The 16,777-nt window shown below is 65.1% G+C and carries 22 protein-coding genes and 1 pseudogene; 15 read left to right on the forward strand and 8 right to left on the reverse strand.

Annotated features, from left to right (window positions below):
* Positions 1 to 124: 124 nt before the first annotated feature.
* Positions 125 to 1,060 carry a LysR family transcriptional regulator gene (locus tag ACAM52_RS14265; protein ID WP_159277292.1) on the reverse strand — a complete coding sequence of 312 codons (936 nt, stop codon included), beginning with the start codon at positions 1,058 to 1,060 and terminating at the stop codon, positions 125 to 127.
* Between the two features lie 62 nt (positions 1,061 to 1,122).
* Between ACAM52_RS14265 and ACAM52_RS14270 the strand changes: the two genes are divergently transcribed.
* The 5 genes and pseudogenes from ACAM52_RS14270 to ACAM52_RS14290 form a co-directional block, all read left to right on the forward strand.
* On the forward strand, positions 1,123 to 2,148 hold the full coding sequence (locus ACAM52_RS14270; RefSeq protein WP_369647408.1) for a Bug family tripartite tricarboxylate transporter substrate binding protein: 1,026 nt from the start codon (positions 1,123 to 1,125) through the stop codon (positions 2,146 to 2,148).
* A gap of 18 nt (positions 2,149 to 2,166) precedes the next feature.
* Positions 2,167 to 2,970 carry an alpha/beta fold hydrolase gene (locus ACAM52_RS14275; protein WP_070059271.1) on the forward strand — a complete coding sequence of 268 codons (804 nt, stop codon included), beginning with the start codon at positions 2,167 to 2,169 and terminating at the stop codon, positions 2,968 to 2,970.
* Positions 2,971 to 3,197: 227 nt separating this feature from the next.
* Positions 3,198 to 3,506, forward strand: coding sequence for a hypothetical protein (locus ACAM52_RS14280; RefSeq protein ID WP_139701812.1), 309 nt, complete (start codon positions 3,198 to 3,200; stop codon positions 3,504 to 3,506).
* Between the two features lie 10 nt (positions 3,507 to 3,516).
* Positions 3,517 to 3,789: a hypothetical protein gene (locus ACAM52_RS14285; protein ID WP_095744407.1), complete on the forward strand. Its 273-nt coding sequence runs from the start codon at positions 3,517 to 3,519 to the stop codon at positions 3,787 to 3,789.
* A gap of 90 nt (positions 3,790 to 3,879) precedes the next feature.
* Positions 3,880 to 4,017, forward strand: a pseudogene (locus ACAM52_RS14290) (IS3 family transposase); the annotation flags it as partial.
* A 198-nt stretch (positions 4,018 to 4,215) separates the two neighbouring features.
* Here ACAM52_RS14290 and ACAM52_RS14295 read toward each other — a convergent pair.
* The 3 genes from ACAM52_RS14295 to ACAM52_RS14305 form a co-directional block, all read right to left on the reverse strand.
* Entirely contained in the window at positions 4,216 to 4,578 is a 363-nt protein-coding gene (locus tag ACAM52_RS14295; RefSeq protein WP_070059545.1) for an Hsp20/alpha crystallin family protein, read from the reverse strand.
* Positions 4,579 to 4,641: 63 nt separating this feature from the next.
* Positions 4,642 to 5,079 (reverse strand): Hsp20/alpha crystallin family protein, encoded by a 438-nt coding sequence (locus ACAM52_RS14300; RefSeq protein WP_062472360.1) that lies wholly within the window; start codon positions 5,077 to 5,079, stop codon positions 4,642 to 4,644.
* 50 nt (positions 5,080 to 5,129) lie between these two features.
* Positions 5,130 to 5,465, reverse strand: coding sequence for a hypothetical protein (locus ACAM52_RS14305; RefSeq protein WP_062472362.1), 336 nt, complete (start codon positions 5,463 to 5,465; stop codon positions 5,130 to 5,132).
* 790 nt (positions 5,466 to 6,255) lie between these two features.
* Here ACAM52_RS14305 and ACAM52_RS14310 point away from each other — a divergent pair.
* The 7 genes from ACAM52_RS14310 to ACAM52_RS14340 are packed head-to-tail and all read left to right on the forward strand — an operon-like array spanning position 6,256 to position 11,530.
* Positions 6,256 to 6,876: a carboxymuconolactone decarboxylase family protein gene (locus ACAM52_RS14310; protein ID WP_159277295.1), complete on the forward strand. Its 621-nt coding sequence runs from the start codon at positions 6,256 to 6,258 to the stop codon at positions 6,874 to 6,876.
* Positions 6,873 to 7,925: a substrate-binding domain-containing protein gene (locus tag ACAM52_RS14315; protein ID WP_159277296.1), complete on the forward strand. Its 1,053-nt coding sequence runs from the start codon at positions 6,873 to 6,875 to the stop codon at positions 7,923 to 7,925. The genes ACAM52_RS14310 and ACAM52_RS14315 overlap by 4 nt, the downstream gene beginning before the upstream one ends.
* Positions 7,922 to 8,704, forward strand: coding sequence for an SDR family NAD(P)-dependent oxidoreductase (locus ACAM52_RS14320; RefSeq protein ID WP_070059277.1), 783 nt, complete (start codon positions 7,922 to 7,924; stop codon positions 8,702 to 8,704). The genes ACAM52_RS14315 and ACAM52_RS14320 overlap by 4 nt, the downstream gene beginning before the upstream one ends.
* A gap of 37 nt (positions 8,705 to 8,741) precedes the next feature.
* A complete protein-coding gene (locus ACAM52_RS14325) occupies positions 8,742 to 9,713 on the forward strand; it encodes a tripartite tricarboxylate transporter substrate binding protein (protein WP_159270766.1) in 972 nt (323 codons plus the stop codon).
* A complete protein-coding gene (locus ACAM52_RS14330; RefSeq protein WP_095744403.1) occupies positions 9,706 to 10,473 on the forward strand; it encodes an SDR family NAD(P)-dependent oxidoreductase in 768 nt (255 codons plus the stop codon). Before ACAM52_RS14325 ends, ACAM52_RS14330 begins: the two co-directional genes overlap by 8 nt.
* A 23-nt stretch (positions 10,474 to 10,496) precedes the next feature.
* On the forward strand, positions 10,497 to 11,051 hold the full coding sequence (locus ACAM52_RS14335; protein ID WP_062472379.1) for a VOC family protein: 555 nt from the start codon (positions 10,497 to 10,499) through the stop codon (positions 11,049 to 11,051).
* 41 nt (positions 11,052 to 11,092) lie between these two features.
* Positions 11,093 to 11,530, forward strand: a complete 438-nt coding sequence (locus ACAM52_RS14340) for an ester cyclase (RefSeq protein WP_235926634.1) — start codon at positions 11,093 to 11,095, stop codon at positions 11,528 to 11,530.
* Positions 11,531 to 11,672: 142 nt separating this feature from the next.
* Here the strand turns inward: ACAM52_RS14340 and ACAM52_RS14345 are convergent, their stop codons facing one another.
* The gene (locus ACAM52_RS14345) at positions 11,673 to 11,891 is read right to left on the reverse strand and encodes a hypothetical protein (protein WP_062472384.1); all 219 of its coding nucleotides are present in this window, start codon (positions 11,889 to 11,891) and stop codon (positions 11,673 to 11,675) included.
* Positions 11,892 to 12,124: 233 nt separating this feature from the next.
* On the opposite strand from ACAM52_RS14345, the gene ACAM52_RS14350 reads away from it, so the two are divergent.
* A complete protein-coding gene (locus tag ACAM52_RS14350) occupies positions 12,125 to 12,613 on the forward strand; it encodes a hemerythrin domain-containing protein (protein WP_062472387.1) in 489 nt (162 codons plus the stop codon).
* 61 nt (positions 12,614 to 12,674) lie between these two features.
* Complete coding sequence (locus ACAM52_RS14355) at positions 12,675 to 12,968, forward strand: hypothetical protein (RefSeq protein ID WP_157627301.1); 294 nt, start codon at positions 12,675 to 12,677, stop codon at positions 12,966 to 12,968.
* A 505-nt stretch (positions 12,969 to 13,473) separates the two neighbouring features.
* On the opposite strand, the gene ACAM52_RS14360 is transcribed toward ACAM52_RS14355, so the two are convergent.
* From ACAM52_RS14360 to ACAM52_RS14370, 3 genes are all read right to left on the reverse strand, one after another.
* On the reverse strand, positions 13,474 to 14,253 hold the full coding sequence (locus ACAM52_RS14360) for an alpha/beta fold hydrolase (RefSeq protein ID WP_139701817.1): 780 nt from the start codon (positions 14,251 to 14,253) through the stop codon (positions 13,474 to 13,476).
* Between the two features lie 266 nt (positions 14,254 to 14,519).
* The gene (locus tag ACAM52_RS14365) at positions 14,520 to 15,302 is read right to left on the reverse strand and encodes an SDR family oxidoreductase (protein WP_062472393.1); all 783 of its coding nucleotides are present in this window, start codon (positions 15,300 to 15,302) and stop codon (positions 14,520 to 14,522) included.
* The gene (locus ACAM52_RS14370) at positions 15,299 to 15,628 is read right to left on the reverse strand and encodes a nuclear transport factor 2 family protein (RefSeq protein ID WP_062472395.1); all 330 of its coding nucleotides are present in this window, start codon (positions 15,626 to 15,628) and stop codon (positions 15,299 to 15,301) included. The genes ACAM52_RS14365 and ACAM52_RS14370 overlap by 4 nt, the downstream gene beginning before the upstream one ends.
* 99 nt (positions 15,629 to 15,727) lie before the next feature.
* Here ACAM52_RS14370 and ACAM52_RS14375 point away from each other — a divergent pair, with 99 nt between their 5' ends.
* Positions 15,728 to 16,627: a LysR family transcriptional regulator gene (locus ACAM52_RS14375; protein ID WP_369647409.1), complete on the forward strand. Its 900-nt coding sequence runs from the start codon at positions 15,728 to 15,730 to the stop codon at positions 16,625 to 16,627.
* Positions 16,628 to 16,777: the final 150 nt, after the last annotated feature.

Raw genomic sequence — 16,777 nt, forward strand, 5'->3', positions numbered from 1 at the left:
GGGCTACACCAAGGACGTCACGATATCGCGCACTGAGGGGACGCTGCCTGCAAGGCACCCGAGGCTGGCCCCACGCGCCATGGTGCAGATCGACAGCAGCGCCGCGAGCCCACCGCAAACTCTGTCAATGCGGTACTTCAGGGTTCATAAAGTCGACCAGTTGCCGCCACGCCCCGAACGGTCCTGCGATCGGGAACATCAAGCCGAGTGGCTCGAGCATGTAAAGCGGCCGTAGCTTCAACTCGCGCAGCAAACCGGCATCGAGGAGAGGCCGCACGAAGCTAAGCGGCAGGAACGACAGTAGGTTTTCTTGCTGCGAGAGCCACCACAACATGGCCGTTGAACGAGTGACGACCGGATAGGTGCGGATCGGGTGAGGCAGATTCGCGGTCAATTCGTCGAATCGCTCACGGGCGGCCGAACCCGTGGGGGCGAGTAGCCAGGTCTCGTCGGCGAGTTGCGGCCAGCCCAGGGAACGCTTGCGCGCCAGCGGATGGTCTGCGCGCGCCAAGACCGCGAAACGATCTTCGCGCACCGGCATGAACTGCCAGCCTTCCGGGATCACGGGAGGCCGTCGGCATGCCACGAGATCTGCCTCGCCACGTGCGATGGCCAGCAGTTGATCGTCCCCTTCGGCTTCCGAGAGGTGAACGGTGACATCCGGATGCCGTTGCGCGAAGCGAGGCAGCACGTTGAGCAGGAGCCCGTTCATCGCGCCGACCGAGGCGACGAGGCGGATGGCGCCGCCGATGCGTTGCCGTCGCGCGGTGACGACCTCGGCGCCGTCGGCGACGCCGATCAGCATGCGACGCGCAACGGGCAAGAGGTCTTCGCACGCCTGCGTGGGTCGCGCGCCGCGCGCATGCCGCTCGAAGAGCTGAACTTCCAGCAGCCGTTCCAGGTACGCGAGGCCCTGGGTCACCGACGACTGCGTCATGCCGATCGAGTCCGCCGCCCGCTGGAGGCTGCCCAGCTCTGCCACTTTCAAGAGGATCTGCACATGCCGAAACTTGCCGCGCGCGAGCAGGCGGTTGAAGAGGACGGACGCGTCATGGCTCAAGATATCGGAAAGTCTAATGGAAGAGCGTCATTTTTAATTTGTCGCCGATGGCTTGCTCAGGAATGATGGCAACTCCACAAACGGCGGGCAGCAAGCCACGCGACAGGAGACAAAACGTGAAAAAAAAATGGCCGCTGCTCGCGGTTGTCTGTTGCCTGCTCGGCGCCTTTTCGGCCCATGCGCAGGACGAGGTCTGGCCATCCAAGCCGATCCGAGTGATCGTGCCGACCCCGCCCGGCGGCGCCTACGACCGCACCATGCGACCGCTTGCGCAGGAGTTGGCGTCGTTGCTCAAACAACCGGTGGTGATCGACAACAAGCCTGGTGCCGGCAACATCATCGGCGCCCAGGCGGGCGCCGCGGCCCCACCCGACGGCTACACGCTCACGATGACGGGCATGGTGAACACGATCGCCCAAGGCATGTACGACAACGTGCCCTTCAACATCGTCAATGACTTCACCCACGTCGCAATGATCGGCGGCGGTGCGCAATGGCTGGTGGTCAACAGCCAGTCCGGCATCGAGTCCTTCGCCGATCTGATCGCCCGCGCCAGACGCGAGCCGGGCGCGATCAACTACGCGAGCTCGGGCGCCGGCAGCACCGGCCATCTGTTGATGGAACTGCTGCAGAAGGCGACACAAACCTCGTTCGTGCACATCCCCTACAAGGGCGGCGCGCCGGCGCTGATGGATGTGCTGGGAGGCCAGGTCGCTGTCACCGTGATTCCGCCGAGCGGGTCGATGCAGTACATCCAGAGCGGCAAGCTCAGGGTGCTGGCGGTGTCCAGCCCGAAGCGCAGCCCCGAGCTCCCTCAGGTTCCGACTTTCGAGGAGCTGGGCTACAAGCAGCTGACGGTGATCTCCTGGGTGGGCCTGTCGGCACCGAGGAAGACGCGGCCCGAAGTCGTGCGCAAGGTCAACGAAGCAGTGCGCGAAGCGATGACGAGGCCGGAGCTGCAAAAGAAGCTCGACGCCGAAGGCATCACGCCGATGACGATGACGCCCGACGAGTTCACGCGCGTCGTCAAGAGCGATACCGAGCGCTGGGGTGCACTCACACGCAGCCTGCAACTCAAGGCCAACTGAAACCCAAGCCCATCCCTCATGCCTTTTGTCACATCGAACAAACGCGACATCTACTACGAGCGCCACGGCGCCGGCCCGGCGATCCTGTTCCTGCACGGAGCCGGATCGAACGCCGCCACCTGGTGGCAGCAATTGCCGGCCTTCACGCCGCAGTACACCTGTCTCACGATGGACATCCGCTGCTTCGGTCGTTCGGTGGCGCCGCCGGAGGAGTTCTCGCTGGAGCTCTTTGTCGGCGATGCCTTGGCGGTACTGGCGCGCGAAGGCATCGAGCGTGCGACGGTCGTCGGCCAATCGCTTGGCGGGATGATCGGGCTGCGGCTCGCGCTGCGCCATCCCGAGCGCGTCGCCGCGTTCGTCGCTTGCGACACGTCGCTGGCCATCGACCACCCGACGCTGGTCGACAGCATCGAGCGGCGCTTTAAGACAGTTTCCGCGGTAAGCATCGAGCAGCGCTCGCTGGGCGCCTGGTTCTTGAAGGCGCAGCCCGCGCTTGCAGCGCTTTACGCGCAGATCAACCACTTCAACCCGAGCGCTCACAGTATTGAGCCCGAAGCCTGGCGCGAGGCCGTACTGCGTCTGAACCAGCCCGAGAACCTGCTTGCCGTCGCTGAGATCGACCAGCTGGCTTGCCCGACGATGTTTCTCGTTGGCGCCGAAGACCCGATTGTTCCGCCGGCGGTCATGCGCGAACTCGGCCAGCGCCTGCCAGGAAGCGAGGTCGTTGTCGTCGAGGAGGCCGCGCATTCTGCGTACTTCGAGAAGCCGCTGGAGTTCAATCAGACGGTGTTCGACTTCTTGAGACGACGCGCCGACTCCTAGGTCTGCTGTGCAGCGACTTCTGAATCTCGGAGCTTGCCTCCATGCAAAAGCGCGCTCACGACCCGGCCCACGCTGGCGAGCAGCTCGGAGCTCTTCTCTCGCCTGTGCTCGAAAGCTCCGATACATTCTGTTGCCTTGCGCTCCGCAACCGCCCCTTGAAGACGCTGCTGAGACGTCCTATTTTTCTCCCGTTCCAAGTTGGTCGTAGAGAAATGGAGGACAAAGCCATGGCCATGGACATGCTCAAACAACTTGCCGGCTCCCCCTTGCCGGCGACCTTCCGGACCCGGGCGGAGATCGACCAGATCAAGCTGCTGCGGGCCGCCGGCCTCGTGATCGCGCTGACGCCCGCGCCGTCGGATCCCCTCACCCTCTCGGGCAGCCCCGACGCCGCCCAGGTGCTCGCCATCACCGAAAAAGGCCGCGCCGAACTCGAACGCATCCACTACCCCGTGGCCGCACAGGGCCCGTGGCGCGGTGCCGCGTCGCGGTGGCGCGCGAAGCTGCCCCACGCAATCCGCACCCGCCTGATGTAGGGAGGCCGCCATGCGTTCGAAGACGTCCAGCCGCATCCCCTACCGGGGCTTCAATATCGCGATCCAGGTCGACCGCGCCGGCGACCAGATCTTCGGCCACGCGGACTTGTTCGCCGACGACGAGTTCAAGGCCCGGCTCGCCGTCGGCACCCAGGGCCGCCGTACCAAGGAAGTCCGCGACCGGCTGAGACGCCTCGCAAAATCCAAGGTCGACGTGTGGGCGATCACGGGGTCCGCGCGGAGCGCTGCCGCGCCCGGCGATGCACGGCCGAGTCCGGGGTGATGCGCGGGTGAGCTACGGCCGGCGCGCAGCGCTGCTTAATTGAACAACTGGATTCCTTTGATTGGCGGTCGGCGCCGACCGTCCGCTGTTACCAGCGAGCACTTCCAGGAGCTGCTCAAGGAACCAAGTATTTCCTGCAGTACGAGCCGTGCGGGCGAGGTCTGGGGCAGCTCGGCCATGGAGAGCTTCTTCAGTTCACTGAAGACTAAGCGCACGGCCAGAAAGGTAACCGGGTCAGCGAGCAGGCTCGCGCCACCATGCCCGCTGTCGGGTCGGGGGCGGTCAGCAATCACGATGGAGCTGAACGGCGTCCGTCTGGACTGACGCTCCTTCGCGGGCGGCCGGCGAGCGCAAGCGCTGCACATTTGCCGCCCACGCGGGTTGACGCTCTCTTGAGGGCGCCCGCGGGCGCCCTCGCCTTACGACTCATCCGACCTCGACATTGATTCGCCGCGGCTTGGCATGCTCGGCCTTGGGGATACGCAGTTTCAACACGCCCTGCGCCAGCTCGGCGGACACCTTCTCGGTGTCCAGCTCCTTGCTGAGCGTGAAGACGCGGCGAAACCGGCCCAGGCCGACCTCGGTGTGGCTGGTCTTCAGGTCATCCGGCACGCTCAGGCCCGACTCCGCCTCGATGGTCAAGGTCTCCGCTTCGACATGAAGATTCAGCTTGTCGCGCGACACGCCGGGCAGATCGGCGTAGAGCGTGATGCCCCCGGCGTCTTCCACCACGTCGACAGGCGGTGTGAGGGCCGCGCCCTGATAGCGTGGCGCCTGCCCACGATCCATGGGTTCCGGCGCGCTGGGCGATGCGGTCTGTACGTCATTGCTCATGATGTTCACCTCCTTGTTTCACAGGACAGCGATGCGCCGCGGCTGTGCCGAGGCCCGGCGGCGGACCGTGATGCGCAGTACACCGTCGCGCAGCCGGGCCTCGACGGCCTCTGGATCGGCATCGTCCGGCAGAGTGAGGACGCGGCGAAACGGCCCCTCGAAGCGCTCGTTGATGTGCACGGCCGCCTTGGCCTGCGCATCGGGAAGCAGGCTCTTGCGCTCACCCGCGATGGTCATGAGACCACGCTCGAGGTTGATCTCCAGCGTGGCCGGGTCGACGCCGGGGGCGAACGCGAAGATCTCCAGCGCCTGCGGTGTGGCGCCCACGTTCAACGCGGGAAATCCGTTGCTGCCGTAACCGCGAATGGTGGGTGACAGATCGAACGCCTGCTGCATGTCCCGTTGCAGGCGATCCATCTCGGCCAGCATGTCGCGCGGGAAGAAAGATCGGTACATGGGAAACCTCCTGTCAAATCAATTGAACCTGAACAGAATCGAGCCGCCCCTCACTGGGGCAGGCCGTGCGTGCCCGTTGGCCGCGCAGCGCCATCGCTGTCCGCGCGGTGCCGTGCAAAGATCCGGGAGGGTCGCTGTCGCCAGCGCGCGGTGCGCGACTGCGGGTACGAGAATTTCGCCAACTCCTCGCGCCCCTTCTGCGTGATGGCCAGCACCTGGGCGGCCGAAGGGGAGCCAGACAGCGTGAGCGAGTTCGAGGGCGCGGGGATCAGGGCAACGACGAGCCCGGCGGCCCGAAGCACCCGCACCTGATCGATGTCCGCGGTGCGATAGAACGAGACAGGCAAGCGAGAGCCGGCAATTTGCTTGAGCAAGTTCATGGCCATTGAATACCTCCTTTTCGGTTGACCAATTTCCGACGCAAGCGAACATAGGAGCCTCCGAATCGATTTTCAAGAGGCGGTTTTCGACACCCGCGCGAGACGCAGGCCGACACGAAAAAAACCCGGCCGCACGCGACCGGGTTGAGGTTTACAGCAAGTCCGCGGTGGTGCCGCGGAGACAAAAATCTACCGCGCCGCGCCGACGCAGGCATGTCAGACAACTTCTGATTCTTGAACGCCAGCGCAATGGCCGGACCGACGCGCTAACGCGCCTGGGCGCGTCGATTCTGCAGGGCGTATTCGGGCAACATCCCTCTCAAGTTGAAGGCATCCTAGACCGTGCCGTTGCGAGAGGGTCAAGCACTTTCCAGGGGCCGCGGTCGCTGCGTCAGCCGTTTTTCGACGGGCCCCCTCTGCCTGCAGCAGGCTGCGCCAGGTGTGCGGACATCAAGAGCTTCGGCCCAACCCGGAAAACGAAAGCGGTTGCTGGCCGGAGACTGACATGCGTCGCGTCCAGCGCAGCTCATCCGATGCTGGCCGAGCGCGCAACGGCCATCTGCAAACAGCTTGAGCCGGCCCTTGACGTCACGCGGCGTCGCAGGGATTCCCATCGCCGGACCACGTCTGTTTCCGGGGCGAAGGCCATCCGGCTGAAGTCGATCCTAAGGCGGTGGAAAGATGTAGAACCGTTTTCATTCGTTCGGCACTTCTTTCTCCTTCGTAATTTCCTTCGTTTTGGGAATTCAGGGTTATCACTGTAGAAACGTTTCCACACCCACCGCAAACTGCAGTCATGACCGGTTCTGCATCGCCCTTTCTCGCACCCTCCACACGCTTGCCACTGCGGCCGCCCCCCTACGAACCCGAGGTGGCAGCAGCCGTGCAGAGCACCGCCTTCAAGGGCCTGTCACCCCTGAACCTTCGACTGGCGCTCGCGAATCACAGCAAGCTCGGCCCGGCCTTCCAGGCCATGGCACATGTGGTGCTGTTCCAGTGCGCGCTGCCCGAACGGGACCGCGAGATCGCGATCATCCGCACCGGCGCGCTCACGCGGTCCGAGTACGAATGGGGCATGCACATCAGCATCTACGCGGACAGGTGCGGCCTGGATGCCGCGCAGGTGCGCGAGCTCACCGGCAGTGCCGACTGGCATGCGCTGTCGCCAGGCCTGTGGAGCGACAAGGAACGCCTGATCGTGCGCATGGTGGATGAGCTGCACCACCACTGCACGGTGTCCGATCAGACCTGGCAGTCCCTTGGCGCGGGCTGGCCGCAGGAGCAGGTGATCGAGCTGATCTTCGCGTCGAGCTTCTATCACATGGCCGCGCTGTTCCTGAACAGCGCGGCCGTGCCGCTCGAGCCCGGTGCCGAGCGTTTCCCTGCCCCGCTTGCACAGGCGAAAGTGCCGGCATGAAGGCCAAGATCACCATCCGCGAAGTGGCCAAGGCCGCCGGCGTTGCGATTGGAACGGCCTCGCGGGCCCTGAACCGCAGCGGGCGCGTTAGCGAGCAGGCCATCGCAGCGGTCACCAAGGCGGCGCGCGAGCTCGGCTACACGCCGGATTCGGTGGCGCAGAGCATGCGCACCCGCTCGACAGGCGTGGTCGGGTTACTGGTGTCGGATCTGGCCAACCCCTTGTACGCGCGGATCATCACGGCGGTCGAATCGCGCCTGCTGACGGCGGGCTATGCGCTGCTGGTGGCCAGCACCCACAACGACGACCAGCGCGAGAAAACCCTGATCGACCTGTTCCGGCGCCGGCGCGTGGACGGGCTCATCCTCGGTCCCTGCCAGGCCGAGACCCCGGCCTACCTCGACCAGCTGGCGGCGCACGGCCCGGTGATCGCGCTCGATCGCGACTTCCAGGGCAACAACGCGGGCGTGCACGTTGACCACTACCACGGCGCGCTTCAGGCCACGCGCTACCTGCTGAACCTCGGTCATACGCGCATCGCACTGCTGACGCCCGGCAGCGTGTTGCGTCCGGGTCGCGAGCGCATCATGGGCTACAGGGACGCCTATCTGGAGCGTGGTCTGCAGCCCGACCCCAAGCTGATCCGCGCCGAGAAGTCGGCGATGGACTTCGCCTTCAGCGAGGCCCTCTCGCTGCTGGGCTCCCCCACGGCGCCCACGGCCTTCCTGTGCCTGGGCACCCGCATCCTGTCGGGCGTGCTGCAGGCACTGCGTCACTCGGGCCGTTTGGCGCCCGATGACGTCAGTGTCGTCAGCATCGGCGACACCGACCTGTCGCAGCTTTTCAGTCCCGCCATCACCTCGCTGACCTGGGACCTGGAAGCGGTCGGCACCGCCGTGGCCGAGCTGCTGCTGCGGCGGCTGGACAGCACAGCCCCCCTTGAGCAGGAGCGCATCCTGCTCACCACCCAGATGGTGCTGCGCGAATCCTGCGGTCCGGTCGCCAAGGCACCCGCTGCCGTCCGCAAGAAAACGAGAGCGGCCTCATGACGCAGCGTCTGAAAGACAAGGTGGCCATCGTGGTCGGCGCCGGCTCCATCGGCACCGACATCAGCAACGGCGCCGCCTGCGCCGTCACCTTCGCCCGCGAAGGCGCGACGGTGATCTGCGTCGACCGGTCGCCCGAAGCTGCGGCGACGTCGGTGCGTCGCATTCATGACATCGGCGGCATCGCCGAGGCCTTCGAGGCCGATGTGCGCAGCAGCGAGCAGATCGAGCGGATGGTGAACCACTGCCTGGCGCGCTTCGGCCGCATCGACGTGCTGCACCACAACGTCGGCATCGAGGAATTCGGCGAGCTGATCGAGGTGACGGAGGAGTCCTGGGACCGCGTGCACGCCATCAACCTCAAGGGCCCCATGCTCACGGCGCGCGCCGTAGTGCCTCACATGATCCGACAAGGCGGCGGCGCCATCATCAACGTCTCCTCCATCGCGAGCCGCAAGTGGAGCCCGATGCAGTTCCTGTCGTACAGCACCTCCAAGGCGGCACTGAACCACATGACGCGCGTCGTGGCGCGCCAGTACGCGCAGCACCAGGTGCGCTGCAACGTGATCGTGCCGGGCCTGATCGACACGCCGCATGCCGCGGCCCTTTTCAAGAGCGAACAAGAGGCGCAGGCCGGCCGACAGGCACGCAACGCGCGCTGCCCCATGGGCCGCCAGGGCTCGGCCTGGGACGTGGCCAACGCGGCGCTGTTCCTCGCCTCCGACGAATCGAGCTACGTGACGGGCCTGGAGCTTGTGGTCGACGGCGGACTGTCCCTGTAGACGGGTATTCGAGCATCAACGACAAGGAGACAACACCATGCGCACACTGTGGATTGCCGCGCTCGCGGGCCTCGCATTCGCCGCCCATGCCCAGGCGCCCTCGGACTATCCGTCGCGGCCGATCCGCTTCGTCCTGATCTCGGCCGCAGGCAGTGGCGGCGACGCGCTCGGCCGGCTCCTGGCCGACAAGATGGCGCCCCTGGTCAAGGGCGCGTTCGTGATGGACAACAAGCCGGGCGCCAGCGGTGCCATTGCCACCGACTTCGTCGCCAAGGCGCCGGCCGACGGCTACACGATCGGACTGGGCGGCGCGACCACGCACGTGCTGCTGCCCGCGAGCAATCCCAAGCTCTCGTACGACTCGGTCAAGGACTTCGCACCCATCGGGCAGGTCGGCACCGCCTCTATCCTGCTTATCGCGACCAACGACTTCCCGGCAAACAACGCCAAGGAGCTCATTGCGCTGGCCAGGAAGTCGCCCGGCAGCGTGCAATACGCGAGCTGGGGCATCGCCTCGACCGGTCACTTTTGCGGGGAGCTCTTCAATCTGCGCACGCAGGCACAGATGAGCCACATCCCCTACAAATCGGTGGTGCAGATCCAGACCGACATGCTGGGTGGCCACGTCAAGCTGGCCTACGTGGACATGGCATCGGGCTCGCCGATGGTCAAGTCCGGCAAGGTCAAGGCGATCACCGCCTGCACCTCGCGCTCGCCCAGTCTGCCTGATGTCTCGAGCTACGACGACGAAGGCATCGATTTCGCGGGCAAGCGCATGGGCGCGCTGCGCTGGGCGCTGTACGCACCCGCGGGCACCCCCAAGCCGATCGTCGCCAAGCTCTCCGCCGCGCTGAAGCAGGTCGTCGAGATGCCGGACGTGAAGGCGCGTCTTCTGGACCTGGGCATCACCGCCGCGTTCGTCGGTGGCGACGAACTGCGCGCCATGACCGCCGCAGACATCGAGGGCTGGCGGCAGATCGCCAAGGCCGCGAACATCAGCAATGAGTGACGCGGCCCTTCCCCTGCTGCAGGGCCGCGTGGCCTTGATCACCGGTGCGTCCCGTGCGCGCGGTATCGGCCTGGCGACCGCACGGCTGTTCGCCCGCCACGGTGCCCGGGTGGCGCTGCTCGACCTTGACGAAGGGCAGGCACAGGTCGCTGCCGAATCCCTCGGCGCCGAGCACATCGGCATCGGCTGCGATGTGCGCGATGCCGGCGCCTGCAAGGCGGCCGTGGCGCGCGTGCTGCAATGGGCGGGCCGCATCGACGTGCTGGTGAACAACGCTGCCATCACACAAAAACGCGGTGTGCTGGACGTGAGCGCCGAGGACTTCGAGCAGGTCGTGGGCATTACCCTTCGCGGCACCCTCCAAATGTCGCAGTGCGTGATCCCCACCATGATCGAACAACGCAGCGGCTCGATCATCTGCATCTCGTCGATGTCCGCGCAGCAAGGCGGTGGCGTGTTCGGCGGCAGCCACTACTGCGCCGCCAAGGCCGGCGTGCTGGGCCTCATGCGCGCCATGGCCAAGGAACTGGGCCCCCAAGGCATTCGCGCCAACGCCATCACGCCGGGCTTGATCATGACGGACTTCTCGCGCGGCGCGAACTCCGACGACAACAAGCACGCGCTGGGCAAGACCTTTCCACTGAGCCGTGTCGGCCAGCCCGAAGACATCGCGGGCGCGTGCCTGTACCTGGCAAGCGACCTGTCGTCCTTCGTGACCGGCGCAACGCTCGACGTCAACGGCGGCGCGTACATGCGCTGACCACGCCCCAAGGAGTCCATTCAATGAGCATGCTATTCGGCGGCGCCCGCCAGGTCGGCTATGTCGTTCACGACATCGAGAAGGCGATGGCCCACTGGTCGCGCACGTTGGGCGTGGGCCCATGGTTCTACAAGGAAGAGGTCGGCACGACCGAGTTCAACTACTACGGCAAGCCGTCGCGCCTGCCTCGGCTGTCCATCGCGCTGGCCAACTCCGGCAACCTGCAGATCGAGCTGATCCAGCAGCGCGACGACGCCCCCTCGCTCTACCTCGATTCGCTGCGCCGCGGCGGCGAGGGCGCCCAGCACCTGGCCTACTGGAGCGACGATGGCTTCGACGACGCCGTGCGACACCTGCGCTCGACGGGTTACGTCGAGGGCCACAGTGGCCGCATGGGCATGCGCGGGCGCTTCGCCTACTTCGTGCATCCCGACCTGCCCAGCGGCATGTTCGAGATCTCCGAGATGGCCGGCGGCAAGGGCGAGTACTTCCGCGACATCCGGCACGCGGCCGAAGGATGGGACGGCAAGGACCCGATCCGCCGCATGGGCGCGAACGCCATCGCCCCGGTGCCATGACGGCTCCCGACCACCCCGTTCACCAACCAGCAGGAGATTCCGTGCAGACCACAACCCTTCAAGCGGCACGCATCAAGACGGTACGCGATCACATGGCGCTCGAGTGCACGCAGGAGTGGGATGCGGTGATCGACACCTTCGAGCATCCCCGCTACGAGATGCACGGCAGCGGCGTGGTGTTCGACGGCGAGGAAGAAGTGCGCGGCTATTTCCGCAGCTCGCGCACGCCCTTTCCCGACCTGGCCAACGAGATCATCGCCATCGCCGCCGACCAGGACACGGTACTGGTCGAGTTCTGGCTCAGCGGAACGCACCTCGGGCCGCTGCATGCCAACGACAAGGTGTTCGATGCCACAGGCCGGAAATTCCGGATCCGCCTGGCGGCAAGTTTCGAGTTCGCACCAGGCTCCGACAAGATCGTGTGCGAGCGGCCCTACTCCGCACCCGATGCGAAGCTGCGCGCGCTCGGGTTGATCTGACGACCCTCTCGCGCTTCGCCTCGGCTGCGCGCGTCGAGAGGAGGCGGGAAGCCACCCAACCTCCTGCTCACTGGCTGTGCGCTATCGTCTTGGCGGCTTGCACTCAACACCGAGTGATGTTTCTCCTGCGCTGCGCAGGCTCTCACAGCGGCCTGTCGCGCATCCGCTCAAGCTCGCCCCGGCCATGAGGCGTGATTCGCAGAACAACCGCTGGCAGGTCATGGGCTTCAGCCTCTTCTGGAAGGATCGCCTCGACAAGCCCCGCGGCAACCAGCACCGCGACGTTGCGGATGTCCATGGGGTCGGTCACGGTCAGCGGCAACGTTTCGTGTTCGACCTTCTTGAGGAAATCCATCGGCATGAAGCGCTCCCTTTCTCGAAGCGGCTCAGTTTAGGTCAAAGGACCTCCCTCAATCCCCGCAAGGCCCTTCTCTCTTCCATGAGCAGAACGGACTTCTCCCGCTCCTGGGGCTGAGCCCACAGTTCACGCACCGGAGAGCCTCAGCACATTGACGGCTTCCCGCAGCGACGCCGTCCTACGCCCACAAGCACCCACCCCTGAGATGTTGGGGACCCACCGACCAGGAGACCCCGATGACAGCCAAGCGCCATGAACCCGATGCATGCTCGCTACTCGACACCGATCACAAGAACGTCAAGAAGATGTTCGCCGCCTACGAGGAGCTTGCCAGCTCAAAAGCTGCCAGCGCCTCGGAGAAGAAGCGAGATCTTGCACTGCAGATCTGCATGGAGTTGACCGTTCACACGCAACTCGAAGAAGAGATCCTCTATCCAGCAGTGCGCGAAGCCATCAAGGAAACTGAACTGCTCGACGAAGCCGAGGTTGAACATGCGAGCGCCAAAGACTTAATTGCGCAGATCCAGGATTCGACCGAAGTCGATGAGATGTTCGATGCGAAGGTGAAGGTCCTGGGCGAGTACATCGACCACCACGTCAAGGAAGAGCGCAACGAGATGTTCCCCAAAGCGCGTGCCGCGCGGGGACTCGACCTGGTTGCCATGCGCGAGCAACTCACCACTCGCAAAGAAGAATTGATGGCGGACATGGCAGTCACGGCCTAGACTGCCCCTAGGCCCCTTCCTGGAAGCGTTCCGCCGCCCCTTCGCAAAGACGCAGCCGTCAATGCTGGCCCTCACCAAGCCGCAACTTCGCAATTCCGCAGGAATGTTGCGCCCACCCGGTATCGCGATGAAGCTTCCGTACTTTGCATGCTCGTGCAACATCAAGCATCTGGAAAATGTCCCGGGGCAGGCATGGCTTCGCCTGTTACCCCGGGTTCAGATGTATCGCTGCATGAACTGCGGGCAATCGCAAGTGTTTTCGCGGCGCTCCATCGATCGAGCCCTGGCCCTTCAAGATGCTCAACCAGTCAGCTCCAGAGAACTGGATGGGATGCGCCATCGTCCACCGCACTGATGCTCCGGGCGCGCCCAATGGGGCAGCGAGACCGAACGCCGGAGCCAATTCCGCGGTCAGGGGCTGAGTACGGGCACCAATTTCCACCCACGCTGGTTGGCCCTGAGCTCGAGGACCGTCCTCGCAAATTCGGCGGGTGGCTGGTTATCCGGTGGCACGTGGCCCGGCAGGCTCGCAGTCACAAACTTCTTGAACCGCGTGCGGTTGGGGGACGCCGCAGCGTCCTTCGAGATAGTGAACGGCCGAGCCGTGCAAGTCTGCAACCTTGGGGTCGCCAGTACCCCCCATTTTCGCTTCTATGCAGGGGCGCCGGTCCATGACACCGACGGCTTTGCACTCGGGTCAATCTGCGTCATCGACTTTCGTCCGCGGAAGCTGGATGGCAGCCAAAGACGCACCCCGCTGGAACTTGCTGCGCTTGCTTCTGACGAAGTGAAGCTTCGAGAGCTGATGGCCAAGCTTTAGACGAAGCGAGCGCGCAACGGCCATCTCGCATTCAAGGGAATCACTGGGCCCGGCGCCCTCCCTCCCTGGCAGCTCGATCGATCACGTCGGCGACTGCCTTCGGCTGGGTCATGAATACCGCATGGCTTGCCTTGACCTCCTGAACCGTGGCGCCGATGCGCTTGGCCATCTTGTGCAACATCCGGACGTCGAAGGCCCTGTCCTCGGTCGCGATCACCGCCCAGCTTGGCTTGGTCCGCCATGCGGCGTGATTGAGCTTGGTCGCAAACACCGACATGTTGATCGGCACCTGCGAATCACGCAGGAACGCGGCGTCCGCATCGCTGGCATCGCCGGCGAAGCCGATCTTGAACTTCTCCCGATTGACGAATCCGAATCCGTCCGACTGCGTGTCGATCACGAAGTCGGGGGCCGTGAATCCCGCGTACTGTTCGCTTGTGGTCTCGCCGGCGTCGGGCGACAGCGCGGAGACATAGACAAGACCCACCACCTTCGGATGGATGCCCGCTTCGGTGATGACCGTGCCCCCCCACGAGTGACCCACGAGGATAGTAGGACCGTCCTGGCGCGCGAGCGCGCGCTGCGTCGCCGCCACGTCGTCGGCCAGAGACGTCAGCGGGTTCTGAACGATGGTGACCCGGTAGCCTCGGCCGATGAGCTCGTCATAGACGCCGCGCCAGCCCGAACCATCGGCAAAGGCGCCATGCACCAGCACGACGTTTTTCGCCTGCACCTGTTGGGCATGGGCGCCGCCACCGGGACCGACGATGCTGGCGGTTGTCGCAGCTGCGATCAAAAGCTTGCGAATCAGTGAGTTCATGGGATGTCCTGTGAGTGGATGGGAGAAGCGAAATGGTAGGAAAGAACGTATTGAACAGGGTTGCGAATATCACGCCAAAGTTGAAGCTTTGCGCGCAAGAATTGCTGTTCTTCAAAACTGCGTTTCGTGACACGCTGCAGATGCGCAATAAAGCTGTCCGGTCCGAATGGCGCGCGGGAGGCGTTGCCACGCACGCAGTCCCTCGCCATCGCACGCGTGTGCAGCCAGCTGCTTTCGTACCGTGCCGGTGATGGCCGCGGCCTTGCCTAGACCGTCGGGACGGTCCCGCCATCGATCAGGTGTTCCGACCCTGAGATCGAGCCCGCCCGGGGTGACACAAGGAACGTGATCAAGTCGGCAACTTCCTGCGGCCTGGCCGGTCGACCCAGCGGAATGCCGCCGAGCGATTGCATGATGATCTGCTTGCCACCCTCGTAATCCGTGCCGGCCTGGTGGGCCAGGCGATCGGCCAGCGCCACCGACGCTTCGGTCTCGATCCATCCGGGCGACACGCGCAGCACGCGCACGCCCTTGGGCGTCACCTCTTTCGACAACGCCTTGCTGTAGGTGGACAAGGCCGCCTTGGCCGCCGCATACGCGGTCGTCGATTCCGGCAGTGGCAGCAGGCGCTGGATCGAGCTGACGTGGACGATGACGCCAGAGCCCTGCGCGAGCATGGCGGGCAGCAGCGCACGATCGAGCCGCACGGCCGGCATGAGGTTCTGGTTCAGTTCGGCGAACCACTGGGCATCGTCCAGGGCCGCGAAGCCGCCGCCCGGTGCGCTGGAGCCGCCGACCACATGCACCAGGATGTCGAGGCCGCCCCAATGCCCGAGCACCGAGTGCGCCACCTTGGCGGCGCCTTCAGCCGTCGCCAGATCGGCGGTCACATGGACCACGCCCCCGATGGGCCGCGCGGGCGCGGCGCGGGCCGTGGTCATCACCTGCACACCGGCGTCGCGCAGGCCTTGAACGACGGCGGCGCCAACGCCTTTGGTGCCGCCGGTGACCAGCGCGCGCTGGCCCTGGAGTTGAAGATCGAAGCTCATGCCGTGATCTCCAGCGACGCAATCAGGCCGCGTTCGAGGCGAAAGCGATATCGAAGATCGACCGGACTGCCGGGAAAATTGCCGGCCACGTGCGCCCGCACGACCTGGAACTCCCCCGCGTGGTCCAGCGCAAATGGCTCGACCGTGTACGCGTACTGCGTGGATGTCGCGCTCTTCCATTCCTGGATGGCGCGGCGGCCGGTGTGGGTGCGGCCCTCGTCCTTCACGATGGCTTGAGGCGTGAAACAGCGGGCCAGGGCCTCGGCGTTCTGCCGATCGGCCGCGAAGTAGGCGGCGATCGGAGCGGGAAGGATCAGGGTACTCATGGTGACGACTCCTTGGATGTGAAGACCTCAGGATGCGCGTCGATCATCAATAAGTGAATCGCCTAGAATCTTCACGAGCTATGTAGAAGAAAATACAGAATGCGCGGATCGGAGTTTGCCGAGCTCAAGGCCTTTGCTGCCGTGGTGGAACGCGCGAGCTTTGCCCGCGCCGCCGAGCATCTGGGGCTGTCTGCTTCGGCGCTGAGTCAGACCATCCGACAGCTGGAAACGCGGCTGGGTACGCGGCTGCTGAACCGCACGACCCGCAGCGTGGCCCCCACCGCTACCGGGGCGCAGTTGTACGGGCGCATCGCGCCGCTCTTCCGGGACATGGCCGATGCAGTGAATGAAGCCAGCGCGATGGCGGGTCAGACGCGCGGCACGCTGCGCATCAACACCCTCGGCATGGCCGCCTGGCAGGTGATCGGCCCCCGGCTGGGCCGGTTTCACCGGACGCACCCGGAAGTGACACTGGACATCGTGGTCGACAACGGCCTGAGCGACATCGTCGCCGGTCGCTTCGATGCGGGCATCCGCGTCGGGGGCAAGCTGGAGAAGGACATGATCGCGGTGCGCTTGACGCCGGACGTGAAGATGGTGGCCGTGGCATCCCCGGACTATCTGGAGCGTCGCGGCAAACCGCGGTCCCCCGCCGACCTGCACGGCCACGCCTGCATCAACTGGCGCCTGCAGGGCGACGGGAGTGCCTACCGCTGGGAGTTCGAAAAAAAGGGCAAGCGGATCGAAGTGGCGGTGGAAGGACCCTTGGTCACCAACCACTCGGACACTGGCGTCGCTGCGGCACTCCAAGGGCTGGGGATCGTCTATGCCTTCGATCGCGAACGCGTCGATGCACTGCTCGCCCAGGAGCGGCTGGTGGAGGTTCTCGCCGACTGGTCGATTGCAAGGCCTGGCCTGTTCCTGTACCACCCCAGCCGGCGCCACTTCCCTGCCGCACTGCGCGCCTTCATCGACTGCATGCTGTCCGCGCCGAAGTAGAACTGAGCCACCGCGCCGCTTGAATCGTGAGCCAGGGGTGGAAGCCGACGCAGCAATGGTCGGCTGTGGATAAGTGTATGTCTTGCCTTGTTCTGTGACCTCCTTTCGCTTCTGTGATCGAACTCATAAGGCGCGAAGGGCGTAGCCCGT

Origin of the sequence: Variovorax sp. V118, assembly GCF_041154445.1 — a bacterium.
Lineage (GTDB): Bacteria > Pseudomonadota > Gammaproteobacteria > Burkholderiales > Burkholderiaceae_C > Variovorax > Variovorax boronicumulans.